Origin of the sequence: Cryobacterium algoritolerans (genome assembly GCF_004402785.1) — a bacterium.
GTDB lineage: Bacteria > Actinomycetota > Actinomycetes > Actinomycetales > Microbacteriaceae > Cryobacterium > Cryobacterium algoritolerans.
Map to the genome: position 1 here is coordinate 1 of NZ_SOFP01000042.1, position 12,504 is coordinate 12,504.

Consider the following 12,504-nt stretch of genomic DNA (forward strand, 5'->3'; position numbering starts at 1 on the left):
CGCGTTGTCCTTCCACAGCACAGCAGTTCACCAGCGCCAGCGCTACCGTGTTCCCGGAATTCTGCTACCGGGTCGCCGGACTAGCGCTACCATCAGGGGCTACTCGTCAATAGGCCTTGAACGTACTGCGGGGTGACGGCCGCGTCGTCGATGACGACGCCTGCGGTCTTAGCGCTGGCCTTGAGAGCGGCGGTCAGGATGTCATCGACTACGGCGAGCAAGCCGACTGACATGTGGTTCTCCTCGGGTGGGGCGTCGTCCAGGTGATAAGCGACGNGGCGTCGTCCAGGTGATAAGCGACGGCAATGGGAACGACAGTACTGCGCGGCACAGGGGCGCGGGGGGAGATGTTCCACGGGCCGGCGCCAGGTGGGGCTCGGACGGCATAGTGGCACTTATCGGGCACGCCTCCTGGCTGGGGCGGAGCCTTCAATGTGCGGGCGAGTCAGCTCAAGCGACAGCAGCCCCGGGTCTGACGACGTGAACCTATGTGCATTAATTCGAGCCTCTCGCGGACCGCCAATGGCCTGTCACCTCGGCGCCGTCCCGCATGTGTGGGGCAACCCAGACAGCGCCAGCAGGGGCCGTTTCCGCTGGCCGTATCAGGTCGACGACTGCTGGCGGTGTTAATGGTGAGAAGTTGCGCGCAATGGAAATCTTGTGGGTGTCGAAGGCTCGAGACATCATTTTCTGCTGCGCAGCGGGAATCCCAATCGAGGTCGCGATATTTGGCCACTTTTCGACCTGAACAGCCACGTTGTGGATGATTTCGCGGGCTTGGCGCCTGGTCAGGTTGAAACTCTCGGACACGGCGGCGAGGTTACGGATGTCACGGTTTCTCGGGTCGTCCGTCTCGTTAATCGCCCGAGAGTTCACCGAATGGGAGGTGCTCGGGTTCACGTCGAATACCGGTGATAGTCGCCAGCCCGACCCGTCATGTAGGAACCCGTGGTTCCGCCAATGGTCGTCCACGTTGTTGATGAGCACGGTGAGTGCGACCCGTGTGAACAGTTCATGCAAGTCAGTTGTGGGTTGTGAGCTGAGTTCGGTGACGGTGTCCGCGAACTCTTGATAGGTGGCGTTGCCCTCGCTAAAGGAGCCGACCTCCATCGCCGTTGACGCGGACATATAGCCGAGGCGACGTTCGCCGATACGGTCGAACCGGTGAACGACCAGAACCGAATTTTCGGTGCCCGCTCGCCTATGGGTGAACTCTGGTGTGCGGATACCGATTTTGCCGGCCAGTGTCAGAGCGAGAGCTTCCCAACTTTCGACGTCGATGTTGCCGTCTTTCGAGTGTGGCAACTTGGCAATCGCCAAGTTTCCGGACTCCGTGATGACGTTCGCTTTGGGACGCGCTCCGCCAAGGCTAGTAGCAATGTCCGCGAGATACGCCAGATCTTCGTCACTGGCAACCTGGTCCTCATAGCGCCGGGCGACCGCTAAAACTTTCTCGAGCTCGTGAATATTCGCGGCCTCGGAATCACTGGCCAGCCAGTTACCTCCGGTTGGCGCCCTGAGCCGCAAGGCTCCCATGCGAGTGAAGTCGGAGACCTTCACGAGGTAGTCGAAGTCTCCCAGTCCGCGCTCGAGACCCGGCTCCTTTTCCAACCTCAACGTGTGGTTGGCCTGGATGATTTTCTTCCCCCACATGTCCGGCGATGCGTCAGCGAAAGCACCGAACATTGTCATGTTCTCTGGTGTGAACGTTCGCTTGGAAGCAAGGGGAAGCTCCGGTGAGATTGCGTAGGCGCGCGGGTGCGACAGATAGGCGGAGTCATACTGGAATGACGCGGAAGCCAGGTTCCTGCCTCCGCTGAACGACGGCTTGAGCACACCCACGAAGGTCGGAGTGCCATCGCCGAGTTCAATGAAAACGTGTGTTTCACGGATGACAGACACAGTCACTCTCCGCTTCCAAGAAGGTCGTCGATTCTGGCGCGGGCGGCGTCATTGTTATAGGGGTCAATCGCCGTGACGACTGCATCGGCGATACCAAGTGCACTCAGAACCGCGAAAAGAGAGTCGATTCGAGGTGTTCCGATTCCGGTTTCAATGTTTCGGAGTGTCTCACGGGTGATGAAAGCTCTTTCCGCGAGGGTGGTCGCGGACATGCCGTTGACTCTCCGCCAACGTCGGATGTTCGACCCGAAGTTTCGCATGAGCCTCTCCTGTCGAACAGAACTGCGTTGGACCACCGAGCTCATCTCCATTTGATAGCTGTAGCTTTCATTATATCTCAAATAGTAGCCATGAGCTATCAAACTGTCGTAACAGCAGCGACGGCAGCGGCAAGTCGAAGCGGGCTCGCACGTTTGGTCGCCGGATACGCCTGCGAGGGGAAAACCAGGAACGACAAGACGGCGTACGACATCGTGATCGACGGCTGCCAGCTTCGGTGGAACAGCGTCGCCACCGACTGGATCGCGACGCCGAATTCCCTCGACAAAGTCGGCTCCATCCACACGGTGCAGGGCTACGACCTCAACTATCCCGGGGGTGATCATCGGCCCTGACCTGCGCTACGCCGCCGCCGAGGGCAGGCGGTTCGTCGCTCGAGGGTCGTACTTCGACAAGAAGGGGAAGGGAAACAATCCCCGCCTGGGCAAGACCTACAGCGACGACGACCTCCTCCGGTTCGTCAGTAACATCTACGCGGTTCTGCTGACCCGCGGCATCCAGGGCACATACGTCTACGCCTGCGATCCCGCCCTTCGGGCGTACCTGCTGGAGTTCATCCCGAGCAGCGGGTAGCGGGGGACCAGCTCGTAGCCGTGCGCGTCATCAGGAGCGGCATCCGGGATGTGGCAGCCGCGGAGTTCCCCCAGGAGCTGTCACGTCGAGGTGACATCACCCTGGCCAAGGGCTGCCATACGACGTCGACCGAGATCTCCACAGCCGATGTCGTGCCTGTGTTCTCGAGCCAGTGCATGGTGTGCCGGTCTTCGGGCCAGCCCGGTCCGGGCCCGTAGTCCTCAGCCTCGCCATTTCGATGGTCGGTGATCGTTCCCTGCAGGATGTAGACCACGCCAGGCCTCCCCACGTGGTCGTGGATCGGGCCGAAGACGCCCCCAGGTTCGATGGTCACCTTGCGCATCCGGAGCTGGCGCCCCGCCATGCCCGCAATCTCGGGGCCGAGGTCGACTGCTGCAAGCAGTTCGATCGAAACGCCTTTCGAGTCCGGTGCCGCCTGTTCGTCGCTCATGGCTTATCCCTCTCTCGATAGACCCGGCTTGCGTTCGCGGGGACATCATTCTCCACCGCGATTGCCAAAACGTCTACCGGCCCCACTTGCAGCCGCAGAGTTCAGGGAGCGGGTAGGTGACGGTAGGGCTCGGGCCGATCGCCGGGCAGCCCCCAAGGCCCGGCCTTTCTTGTCGGGTTTGATGCCACCATTGCGTTGTGACGCCCGCGAACATATGTGACGAACGGGTCTTTGAGTTGTTGCCGTGCGCGACCGAAAGGAATACAGTAAGCGTACTTACTAGTTAGGAGATTGTCGTGTGGACAACGGATTATTCAGACTCAACCTCGGCTGGGCCAGCAGCGGTGTGGGCTTCTCTGACGGCGCTTCACTCCGGCACGCCGCTGGGGCCGCACTCGGATACGTTCGAGCTACACGGTCCGTTCGCGGTGGGAACGACGCTCACGATCACGCCGCAGGGGCAGGATCCGATGCAGTCGACGATCGTCGAGTTGAAGGTGGACGAGGTCTATGCGGATCAGACTGTGCACGGCGAGCTGATGTTGACGTTCCGGCATCAGCTCACGCGCTTGGATGACGGCGGGACTCGCGTCACGCACACCCTCGAGATCTCCGGCCCCGGTGCGGACGAGGTGGGGCCTGACCTGGGTCCGCAGATCAGCGGCGACTTCCCTGTGACGATGGGTGAATTGATTGTCGCGTCCGAAGCGCGGACGGTCGCTGGGATATCGCGATGAGTAGCGTCGCAGCCTCGCCTCTGCCGTCCACGTCCGGCCGGCACGGGCTCTCGGAATCGCCCAGGTGAATCACGGCGAACGTGGTTGCCTCGAACGTGTGCAGGCCGATGACACTCTGGTCTACAGTTCACCTGGCATGGAGCAGGACGCCACGGTTTCGTTGTCGGCCTTCACCGCCCTCGGAAGGGTCGTTGACGACGACTTCTGGCCGGTCGACGAAAGCGACTTCGGGCCCTACCGGCGCCGGGTCCGGTATGCACACACACTTCCAGTGCCCAGTGGGGGTTATCAGCTTCGTTGCAGGCTCGTCTGCCTGAATGGAAACGGAACGGTCGTTCTCCGCGACAGCATGAAACCATGACTCCGAGCCTCGAGACCGCCTACCCTGAAGCCTTGGAAAGTCCCGGCTTGGCGCTGTGGCGCGTGACCAACGCCTGGCAACGTCACATCCGCGCAGTCCTCGCACCCCACGACCTCACGCACGTCCAATTCGTGCTCCTCGCTTCGCTGACCTGGATGGACCGCTCCGAAGCCGTCACCCAACGCGACCTCGCAGCTCACGCCAGCACCGACGTGATGATGACATCGCAAGTCATCCGGACCCTCGAAGCCAAGGGCTACATCAGGCGAGCCCCGCATCCCACCGACGGGCGAGCCGTCACCCTCACTCCGACCCCCGAAGGGATCGCTCTAGCCAACCGCGCCAACACCGATGTCGAGGCCGCCGATCGTACCTACTTCGAAGCCCTCGACCCCGTCGCCCGCCAGAGCTTCATTCGACATCTACGCACACTCGACCAACGCCCTATCCGAGACAATCAGCACTGAGGGAACAACACGTTGTGGGCCTTGACCGCGGCCACCCAGGGATTCAGGTACACGCCAGGCGGACGGCGCACGGCTTCACTGCCGTCCGAGACCACGTCCAGCCGTGCCGGCCAGAGATGCGCTGGGACAGCTTGCGTCAACCCTCGCAGGTGAACTTCCTGTTCTCGCTTTTTCTTCCTGACGGAGGATACTTGAGATGGTACGCACTCCTTCCTCCACGTTGGCGGCGAGGCCCGGTCAGAGATTCTGAACCACGATCATGAACTTCATAACTTTCCAAAACGGCTGGGGAAATCATGAAATCAATTGTGAAGAAGAGCTTTTCCGCTCCGGATGAGACAAAGAAACCCTTCGCAAAAGGAACCATTGAGTCGGTGGCCATCGGCGGTCTCGACCTGGCTCGAGAGACGCTCGAGCCGGGCTGGAAATGGTCGGAGCATGTCAAGCCGGTCGTGAACACTGAGACGTGCCAGAAATACCATGTGAAGTACTTTCTCTCCGGGTGACAAATGGTACTCATGGACGATGGGACCCAACTGGAGTTTGGTCCGGGCGACCTCGCAATCATCCAGCCGGGCCACGATGCATGGGTCGTGGGTGATGAGCCGAATGTGCTCCTCAAGCTTTCTGGCGCAACAAAAGCCTCCGAGCTTTCCGGCACCTGAACGGACCGAGTTCTGTGGAATAACTTCTCATCGCGGCCCAGTCAGCGCTCCAGCGGTCGCATACGAATCCACGACCATCCCGCAGCAGCCCGGTTGGTCATGGGCTGCGGTCTCGTGCATGCTGTTCGCTGGGCAGCGCAGCAGTTTCGGGCACGCGGGGGCAGGATATATTCCTGGTCGGACCGACACGGTTTCGAGCGTGCGCCGTGACAGCCGCCTGAATTCTCAAGAAAAACGGCGAGGTGCGCACCCCGCCCCAGGGATCGCTAGAGGTGGGTCGTCGAGCCTGTGCTGCCGGGGCGAAGCGCTTCGATGGGCTCGGACGTATCGGCGCGAGCGGAGTGGCGCACCATGGATCGAGTCACGGACTGAAGTGTCGCCGAGAACCTGTCGAGTTCAGCGGGATCCAGTTCGCTCGTGGCCGCCTCCAGGAGTGAGACGAAGTCGCGATGGACGTCGCGCATCATCTGATGCGCGAGAAGTGTGAGTTCGAGGTAGAGGCTCCGACGATCGTTGGGGTTTTTCACCCGGTGGAGCAGCCCTGATTCGACGAGCCGGCTCGAAATGAACGTGACCGCTGCGGTGGTCATGTTCAGGTAGCCGGCGAGTTGCTTGGGCGTGACGCTGACTTCGGCAGCGACCCTGAACAGCGCACGAAGCTCGCTGGGGGAGAGCCCAGCAACCTGCCCGATCCGCTCGCGATTGCGCTGCATGACTGTGACGAATTCCACGGCCGCCGCCGGGAACCCGGCAAGTGTGTGAGACTGTGCGGCCTCGGTGCTCATGAGGTCTCCTCTCTGTAGTTGATAAGTCATTGCGTTATTCGCGAATAATCCTCAATATACAGCTTCCACGATATAGTTGACTTTATTACTAACTTAGCGATCTAATTATTTATACAGTCATTTTCACACTCGTTCAAGGAGGATCCGTGATTCCCGACATCCTGTCGCAGGGGCAGTACGCCACCGTCTACAATTTCTTGTCGCTCGTCATCGCGTCGCAGTTGTTCACCGCAGTATTTCTGCTCATCTCCCTCCCGCGGGTTCTGCCGCGCTACCGCCAGGCGATCACGGTCGCGATCGTGGTCTGTGGCATCGCCGCATATCACTACTTCCGCATTTTCGACTCGTTCAAGGACGCCTTCATCTCGAAGGCGGCCGGCGGCGCCGGCGACTACAGCCAGGCGGTCGGTGTGTCGTTCAATGAGGGCTACCGCTACGTTGACTGGCTGTTGACTGTGCCACTGCTCCTCGTGGAGCTCATCGCGGTGCTCGCGCTGGCGCGGAAGGTGCAGTCCGGACTTCTGATGCGTCTGGTGCCGGCGGCCGCCCTGATGATCGCGCTCGGCTACCCCGGTGAGATCAGTGGGGACAACGGACTTCGCGGACTGTTCGGCCTGCTGTCCACTATCCCGTTCGCCTACATCCTCTACGTGCTCTTCGTGCAGCTGAGCAAGTCGCTGAACACCCAGCCCGTCTCGGTGCGCAAGACCATCGGTCGCCTTCGGTTCCTCCTCCTGCTCAGTTGGGGCGTCTACCCGATCGCCTACCTGCTTCCGCTGCTCAACATTTCCGGAGCGGATGCCTGGGTCTTCAAACAGGTCGGATATTCGGTCGCAGACATCGTCGCGAAGGCCGTCTATGCGCTGATCATCTTCGGGATCGCAAAGGCCAAATCATATGAGGACAACGCCGAGTTCGCGGCCTCAGAAGCCGCTCACGACGACGTGGCTTCTTCCCGCAGGTAGCAACTTCGTGCACGACGCCCGTTCTGCGGGCGGCACCGGTGACGGCGCGCTTCCTCTTGTAGGGGGCGCGCCGTTTCCGCGAGCGCTGCGCGGCTCAGGCCTGGCGCAGGCGCAGCAGTGGACGTTTCAGAGGTCAGCTCAGAGGAAGACGGCGTGCCACCCCTCATGAGGATCCGAGGCGCAGCTTCTAACGGTTCTGACGCGACTCGGGAATGCACTGATCAGTCGGGCACTTTCCTTTGCCGAAGCGGGACTGCCTCCGGGTGAGGTTCGAGGACAATTTGCAAGCCGGTGGGTGAATTAGCGGTGACGAGCAGTGCGTGGATCCAGTGGGCGTTGAGGGGTGGTCTGCGGCTGCTGGCGTATTTGTAGGAGAGCGAGATCTGGGGGTCTAACCAGATGGTGGTGCGGCCGATGCCATTTGGGGGGTTGTCGGTCCAGCTGAAGTAGCAGCCTTGGCCATGTTGGAGTTTGGAGGCGATGACCACTTCGAGGTGGGCGAGGAGCCGGTCATCGAGATTGACTGTCAGAGAAGAGTCATAGGTCAGCTTTCCCATGTCGGCGCCTCGCCCGGGCGCGGTACTGGATCGTTCATAGCGTCACTGTAGCGCGGGTCATGAGTGGCCGGTCGGTCTTGGCCCGACGGTGGTATTCACGGGGAAGGACGAGGATGTGGCTATTGGGTGAAGTCGACGTCCTGCCAGTCGAAGTCTGTGGTCGCGATCGTTTCCTCTACTGAATACGACTTCGGCGCGGTCAGTGCGTGGATGCGGGCGTGCAGGGCTACGAGCACATTTGTGGTGTCGGGCACCGTCCACTGGGAGACCTCGGGGATGCTGATCAGCGTACTCATTGGTCCCACGATCACGGTCACGATCACGGTATTTCCGTCATCATCCACGGCAGGGAGATTCAGGGTCTCGTTGGTGTGGGTGATTCCCAGCGCGGTGACCAGCTCCAAGAGCGCGTCCGCGACGTCGTCGGGAGTCAGGAATGACGCCCCACCATAGGAGATACGCTTCATACACTCCACTTTGGCCCCTCGCCAGCAGGCGGCCAAGGCCCTTGCGCAGAGGGCGCTGAGAGGGAGAACACTGTCCGGATGCCCCGGGACTCGTGGGCGAGCTGGGTGTCCGCTGGGAAATGGTATGAGATTTCGGTACGATGGTCGGCGCCCACGGCGTGACGATCCGGGGTCAATGGCCTCCCATTCCAGCAGTATCGGAGTACGTTCAGAATATGAAGTGGACAGGTCTGACCGGGAGAAGTAGTTGAAATCGCAGGAGGGATTGCGATGCCTGATCGATTTGCAGTAGCCGAAGAAGCGTTGACGGCTTTGGAGGGCAATGAGTCACGTCTGTATGAGCCTTTTCTGGGGCTGCTGCCAGTGGACGGGCTGTCAATCTCGACCTTCGGTGACTTTCTCCATGCTGAAACAGTCTCGGCTAGTGACGCCCAATCGTTTCGGCTGGACGAACTGCAATTCGATCTTGGCGAGGGCCCGTGTTGGGATGCCCTTGAAACTAGGGTGCCGGTTTTCGAGCCGAATATTCGCGTACGTCCGAACCGTGTTTGGCCTGCGTTCTCGGAAGCAATCATCGCCGATGATCTGGGCGCGCTTTTCGCTTTTCCTTTGTTGCTGGGACCCCTACGCATCGGGGCGATCGACTTCTACACGAGTCGGCCCAGTGAGCTCAGTGATCTGACTATCCGGCGAACTTCAGGCCTCGCGACCATCGTCAGCCGTTTGGTTCTCTCTCGAGCTCTCAGGCTGTCCCAGAGCGACATTGAGGGCGAAACCGACACTCGCAGACAATTCTCCCGTCGTGAAGTGCATCAGGCCACGGGCATGGTGCTCTCGCAACTGGGGATTTCTGCCCTGGACGCCCGTCTGGTCATCCAGGGCCATGCCTTCGCCGTCGGCCGATCTATGCAGGAGGTCTCGGAGGAGATCATCGACCGGCGGTTGAGTTTTGCGGTAAGTGAAAACCAGATCGAGGCGTCTCATGATTAATGAAACGAGAGAAGACCGCTTGATCGATACGTTCGCGACCCTCGCTGACACCCTTGTTGCCGGTTACGACGTAGTCGATCTCTTACAAACATTGGTGGAGAGTTGCACCAGCCTCTTCGACATCGCGGCGGCAGGCATTCTCCTGGCCGACGAAGACGGTGAGCTCGAGGTCGTCGCCTCGACCAGCGAGGCCAGCCGGCTCGTTGAAGTCATGCAACTGAGCGCTCGGGCGGGCCCATGCGTGGAGTGTTTCACCACCGGCTCCGTAGTCTCCCTGATGGACGTCGAGGATAGTCCGCCCGCATGGCAGCGGTTTCGGGATAGTGCTCGGGAGCAGGGTTTCGCCGCGGTCCATGCGATTCCGTTGCGGCTGCGTGAATCGACAATTGGCGCCCTCAACCTCTTGTCCAACGCCCCCGGCGCACTGCGTCAGCAGGACATTCGGGCCGCCCAGGCGCTCGCCGATGTAGCTACGATCGGGATTCTGCAGGAACGCACAGTTCGAGAGAGCAATTCGGTACGGGAGCAACTGACGATTGCGTTGAACTCCCGAGTCCTGATTGAGCAAGCCAAAGGCGTAATAGCGCATACTCGCGGAGTCTCGATGGAGGAAGCATTCACGTTGATCAGGAATCATGCTCGCAGTAACCGCATGATGTTGTCTGAAGTCGCCCGAGGCCTTGTCGACCAGACCCTCGTCATCTGACGAGACGCCCATCACGTCGCTTCGTGCCCTCGTGGGCCACACCGCACCGTGGTGTGCGGACTCGCTGTGAATATGCGGCTAGAGGCTCGGTTCACCAGGTTTGCCGATATATCGTTGGGTATCGCCGAGCCCGTGTGGCTATGGCGCTGAGGAGGAAAATCATGAGCAATGCATTTATGGGCGATAGGTTCGCCGGCCGCCGGGGCGGCGCTGGTGAAGGCTGGCCAGCCACCGCGGTGTGGGATGCGATGGAGCAGTTTCGCGGACAGTTCGACCGCAAGGCCGGAATGCGGATGGGACGCGGGGACGTGCGCGCTGCGGTGCTGGCCCTCCTCGCCGAGAAGCCGATGCACGGCTATCAGATCATCCATGAGATCGAGGAACGCAGCGCCGGCGCGTGGAAGCCGAGCCCCGGTTCGGTATATCCGACGCTTCAACTGCTTGCCGACGAGGGTTTGATCAGTGCCGAGGAGTCCAACGGTCGCAAGACCTACTCGCTCACAGACGAGGGACGAGGGACAGCGCACGCCGCGGCAGATCAGCCGGCACCGTGGGAGGCGCCGAGCGCACGGGACAGTGGGCGGGCGAGCGCGCTGCCCAAGGCAGGCATTGACCTGGCCCAGGCAGCAGCACAGGTCGGACGCACAGGTAACCCCGAGCAGGTGAAACAGGCCGTCGCCGTTCTCGAAGAAGCGCGTCGTAAGCTCTACTCCATCCTCGCTCAGGACTGAGCGTGACCCAGCACATTGGCGCGGTGGAGACTAGATGACCGAGATTTGATGACCGACGTCGGGAACATGCGTGCCCGCTCCCGCAGGATCCTGCGGTTCGCCGCTCGCTATCTGGTGCAGACGTGGTGGTTCGAACTGTTCCTCCCGCGGATAGGGCTCGCGCGGGTCGCAGCACGGAGTAGGTCCGTGCGCCTGCAGCGCATTGCGCAGCACTTCCACTTGCTCGCGGTCGATCTGGGCGGCCTCATGATCAAGGTCGGCCAGTTCATGTCGTCACGGCTTGACGTGCTGCCGCCGGAGATCACCAAGGAACTCGAGGGCCTGCAAGACGAGGTTCCGCCGGTGCCGTTCCCGATGATTCGAGCCCTCGCCGAAGCCGAGCTGGGTGTGACGCTCGAGCGTGCGTTCTCGTTCATCGATCCAACGCCACTGGCCGCGGCATCCCTCGGCCAGGTCCACCGCGCTCGGCTATCAGGAATGGATGCAGCCGAGACAGGCCTGCTCGACGTCGTCGTCAAGATTCAGCGGCCGGGCATCGGCACGATCGTCGATGTCGACCTCAGCGCTCTCCGGCGTGTCGCCGGCTGGCTCAGCCGCGTGCGCCTGGTCTCGGATCGCGTCGACGTGCCCGCCCTCGTCGAGGAGTTCGCGTTCACGAGCCTCGAGGAAATCGACTACCTGCACGAGGCGGCGGGCGCCGAGCGGTTCGCTCAGTACTTCGCGGACGATGCGCGAGTCAATGTTCCCGAATTAGTGTGGGAGCGCACAACACGGCGGGTCCTAACCCTTCAAGATGTGACCGCCATCAAGATCAACGATGTCGACGGGCTGAGGGCGGCCGGCATCGACCCGTCCGAAGTCGCCACTGAGTTCGCGGCCGTCATGTTCGACCAGCTTTTCCTCTATGGCTACTTCCACGCCGACCCGCACCCCGGCAACATCTTCGTTACGCCGCTCGGTGCTGCAGGGACGGGCGGCGCCGATGGCAGCCTGGCCTGGAAGTTCACCTTCATCGACTTCGGGATGATGGGCGAAGTGCCCGATGCTTTGCGTCAGGGCCTTCGGAAGCTCCTCATCGCCGCCGCTTCGCGCGACGGCAAGGGGATGGTGGGTGGCATCCGCGAGGTGGGTGTGCTCCTGCCTTCCGCGGATACCGCAGAACTCGAACGGGCGATGACGAAGCTGTTTGCCCGTTTTGGCGGGATGGGTTTCGCCGAGTTGCAGGACGTCGACCCGCGCGAGTTCCGCGCCTTCGCCGTCGAGTTCAGCGATGTGGTGCGCTCGCTGCCGTTTCAGCTTCCGGAGAATTTTCTTCTCATCGTGCGCGCGATGTCGCTGACCTCGGGAATGTGCAGTTCGCTCGACCCCGCCTTCAATATCTGGAATGCCGTCGAGCCGTATTCCGGCCAACTGATCAGAGCCGAGGGCGGGAACCTGGTGCAGGCGGTCGCGAAGCAGGCGATGTCCGTGGCGGGCGTCATCGCGCGGCTACCCCAGCGACTAGACAACCTCACGACGCGAATCGAAGAGGGCACGGTCTCTGTGCAGACCCCTCGGCTCGAACGTCGCCTCGGCAACATTGAGCGAACAGGGCGGCAGATCATCTCGGCGACTTTGTTCGCCGCCTTGCTGATCGGCGGCGTCCTGCTTCGTGCCGAGGATGTCGTGTTCGGAACGGTGCTCATGGCGGTGTCTGCGCTCCCACTGCTCCACGCCCTCTTCGCGGGTATGGTTGCGCGGCGCGGGCCTCTGCCCTAGGTGTTGTTCCCACGGAGGTTGTGTGCGTGGCGTGAGCTAAAAAGGTGAGGACCTCCGGTATCGATTGGGTTACCACACTCAAGCCGATGCCACGGAGGCCCTCATCTCTC

At 61.4% G+C, this 12,504-nt stretch carries 17 protein-coding genes and 1 pseudogene; 11 read left to right on the top strand and 7 right to left on the bottom strand.

The genetic code is table 11. The features are described 5' to 3' along the window. Positions 1–110 precede the first annotated feature (110 nt). The 3 genes and pseudogenes from E3O19_RS07730 to E3O19_RS07740 form a co-directional block, all read right to left on the bottom strand. A pseudogene (locus tag E3O19_RS07730) lies at positions 111–233 on the bottom strand (DUF808 family protein); the annotation flags it as partial. Positions 234–495: 262 nt separating this feature from the next. Continuing rightward, a complete protein-coding gene (locus tag E3O19_RS07735) occupies positions 496–1,902 on the bottom strand; it encodes a type II toxin-antitoxin system HipA family toxin (protein ID WP_166804514.1) in 1,407 nt (468 codons plus the stop codon). A 2-nt stretch (positions 1,903–1,904) separates the two neighbouring features. Continuing rightward, entirely contained in the window at positions 1,905–2,213 is a 309-nt protein-coding gene (locus tag E3O19_RS07740) for a helix-turn-helix domain-containing protein (RefSeq protein ID WP_338145084.1), read from the bottom strand. Between the two features lie 39 nt (positions 2,214–2,252). On the opposite strand from E3O19_RS07740, the gene E3O19_RS18675 reads away from it, so the two are divergent. Then, on the top strand, positions 2,253–2,516 hold the full coding sequence (locus E3O19_RS18675; protein ID WP_338145085.1) for a DNA/RNA helicase domain-containing protein: 264 nt from the start codon (positions 2,253–2,255) through the stop codon (positions 2,514–2,516). Further along, positions 2,500–2,754 (top strand): DNA/RNA helicase domain-containing protein, encoded by a 255-nt coding sequence (locus tag E3O19_RS18680; protein ID WP_338145086.1) that lies wholly within the window; start codon positions 2,500–2,502, stop codon positions 2,752–2,754. Before E3O19_RS18675 ends, E3O19_RS18680 begins: the two co-directional genes overlap by 17 nt. Here E3O19_RS18680 and E3O19_RS07750 read toward each other — a convergent pair. After that, the gene (locus E3O19_RS07750) at positions 2,735–3,205 is read right to left on the bottom strand and encodes a cupin domain-containing protein (RefSeq protein WP_134566748.1); all 471 of its coding nucleotides are present in this window, start codon (positions 3,203–3,205) and stop codon (positions 2,735–2,737) included. The two genes, E3O19_RS18680 and E3O19_RS07750, sit on opposite strands and share 20 nt — an antisense overlap. A 296-nt stretch (positions 3,206–3,501) precedes the next feature. Here E3O19_RS07750 and E3O19_RS07755 point away from each other — a divergent pair, with 296 nt between their 5' ends. The 4 genes from E3O19_RS07755 (at position 3,502) to E3O19_RS18290 (ending at position 5,435) form a co-directional block, all read left to right on the top strand. Next, positions 3,502–3,942 carry an SRPBCC family protein gene (locus E3O19_RS07755; protein WP_134566750.1) on the top strand — a complete coding sequence of 147 codons (441 nt, stop codon included), beginning with the start codon at positions 3,502–3,504 and terminating at the stop codon, positions 3,940–3,942. A 357-nt stretch (positions 3,943–4,299) separates the two neighbouring features. Beyond that, positions 4,300–4,770: a MarR family winged helix-turn-helix transcriptional regulator gene (locus tag E3O19_RS07760; RefSeq protein ID WP_134566752.1), complete on the top strand. Its 471-nt coding sequence runs from the start codon at positions 4,300–4,302 to the stop codon at positions 4,768–4,770. Between the two features lie 296 nt (positions 4,771–5,066). Continuing rightward, positions 5,067–5,276, top strand: a complete 210-nt coding sequence (locus tag E3O19_RS18285) for a cupin domain-containing protein (protein ID WP_241981271.1) — start codon at positions 5,067–5,069, stop codon at positions 5,274–5,276. Between the two features lie 12 nt (positions 5,277–5,288). Continuing rightward, a complete protein-coding gene (locus E3O19_RS18290) occupies positions 5,289–5,435 on the top strand; it encodes a cupin domain-containing protein (protein ID WP_241981272.1) in 147 nt (48 codons plus the stop codon). A 266-nt stretch (positions 5,436–5,701) separates the two neighbouring features. Here the strand turns inward: E3O19_RS18290 and E3O19_RS07770 are convergent, their stop codons facing one another. Next, complete coding sequence (locus E3O19_RS07770) at positions 5,702–6,220, bottom strand: MarR family winged helix-turn-helix transcriptional regulator (RefSeq protein WP_166804515.1); 519 nt, start codon at positions 6,218–6,220, stop codon at positions 5,702–5,704. Between the two features lie 146 nt (positions 6,221–6,366). On the opposite strand from E3O19_RS07770, the gene E3O19_RS07775 reads away from it, so the two are divergent. Beyond that, entirely contained in the window at positions 6,367–7,185 is an 819-nt protein-coding gene (locus E3O19_RS07775; protein WP_134566755.1) for a bacteriorhodopsin-like, read from the top strand. A gap of 221 nt (positions 7,186–7,406) precedes the next feature. Here E3O19_RS07775 and E3O19_RS07780 read toward each other — a convergent pair whose 3' ends face one another. Continuing rightward, positions 7,407–7,742, bottom strand: a complete 336-nt coding sequence (locus E3O19_RS07780) for a DUF7882 family protein (RefSeq protein WP_134566757.1) — start codon at positions 7,740–7,742, stop codon at positions 7,407–7,409. A 119-nt stretch (positions 7,743–7,861) separates the two neighbouring features. Then, positions 7,862–8,209, bottom strand: coding sequence for a CBS domain-containing protein (locus E3O19_RS07785; protein ID WP_134566759.1), 348 nt, complete (start codon positions 8,207–8,209; stop codon positions 7,862–7,864). 270 nt (positions 8,210–8,479) lie between these two features. Here E3O19_RS07785 and E3O19_RS07790 point away from each other — a divergent pair, with 270 nt between their 5' ends. The 4 genes from E3O19_RS07790 to E3O19_RS07805 all read left to right on the top strand — a co-directional run bounded on the left by E3O19_RS07790 (position 8,480) and on the right by E3O19_RS07805 (position 12,394). Then, positions 8,480–9,199, top strand: coding sequence for a GAF and ANTAR domain-containing protein (locus E3O19_RS07790; RefSeq protein ID WP_134566761.1), 720 nt, complete (start codon positions 8,480–8,482; stop codon positions 9,197–9,199). Further along, complete coding sequence (locus E3O19_RS07795; protein ID WP_134566763.1) at positions 9,192–9,905, top strand: GAF and ANTAR domain-containing protein; 714 nt, start codon at positions 9,192–9,194, stop codon at positions 9,903–9,905. The genes E3O19_RS07790 and E3O19_RS07795 overlap by 8 nt, the downstream gene beginning before the upstream one ends. A 161-nt stretch (positions 9,906–10,066) precedes the next feature. After that, positions 10,067–10,636, top strand: a complete 570-nt coding sequence (locus E3O19_RS07800) for a PadR family transcriptional regulator (RefSeq protein ID WP_134566765.1) — start codon at positions 10,067–10,069, stop codon at positions 10,634–10,636. A gap of 48 nt (positions 10,637–10,684) precedes the next feature. Further along, positions 10,685–12,394, top strand: a complete 1,710-nt coding sequence (locus E3O19_RS07805; protein WP_134566767.1) for an ABC1 kinase family protein — start codon at positions 10,685–10,687, stop codon at positions 12,392–12,394. Positions 12,395–12,504: the final 110 nt, after the last annotated feature.

Coding starts and splice junctions, on each gene's coding strand:
- E3O19_RS07740 (WP_338145084.1), bottom strand. CDS start 2,213: ATGGAGATGAGCTCGGTGGTCCAACGCAGTTCTGTTCGACAGGAGAGG.
- E3O19_RS18675 (WP_338145085.1), top strand. CDS start 2,253: ATGAGCTATCAAACTGTCGTAACAGCAGCGACGGCAGCGGCAAGTCGA.
- E3O19_RS07750 (WP_134566748.1), bottom strand. CDS start 3,205: ATGAGCGACGAACAGGCGGCACCGGACTCGAAAGGCGTTTCGATCGAA.
- E3O19_RS07760 (WP_134566752.1), top strand. CDS start 4,300: ATGACTCCGAGCCTCGAGACCGCCTACCCTGAAGCCTTGGAAAGTCCC.
- E3O19_RS18285 (WP_241981271.1), top strand. CDS start 5,067: ATGAAATCAATTGTGAAGAAGAGCTTTTCCGCTCCGGATGAGACAAAG.
- E3O19_RS18290 (WP_241981272.1), top strand. CDS start 5,289: ATGGACGATGGGACCCAACTGGAGTTTGGTCCGGGCGACCTCGCAATC.
- E3O19_RS07770 (WP_166804515.1), bottom strand. CDS start 6,220: ATGAGCACCGAGGCCGCACAGTCTCACACACTTGCCGGGTTCCCGGCG.
- E3O19_RS07780 (WP_134566757.1), bottom strand. CDS start 7,742: ATGGGAAAGCTGACCTATGACTCTTCTCTGACAGTCAATCTCGATGAC.
- E3O19_RS07785 (WP_134566759.1), bottom strand. CDS start 8,209: ATGAAGCGTATCTCCTATGGTGGGGCGTCATTCCTGACTCCCGACGAC.
- E3O19_RS07790 (WP_134566761.1), top strand. CDS start 8,480: ATGCCTGATCGATTTGCAGTAGCCGAAGAAGCGTTGACGGCTTTGGAG.
- E3O19_RS07795 (WP_134566763.1), top strand. CDS start 9,192: ATGATTAATGAAACGAGAGAAGACCGCTTGATCGATACGTTCGCGACC.
- E3O19_RS07800 (WP_134566765.1), top strand. CDS start 10,067: ATGAGCAATGCATTTATGGGCGATAGGTTCGCCGGCCGCCGGGGCGGC.
- E3O19_RS07805 (WP_134566767.1), top strand. CDS start 10,685: ATGACCGACGTCGGGAACATGCGTGCCCGCTCCCGCAGGATCCTGCGG.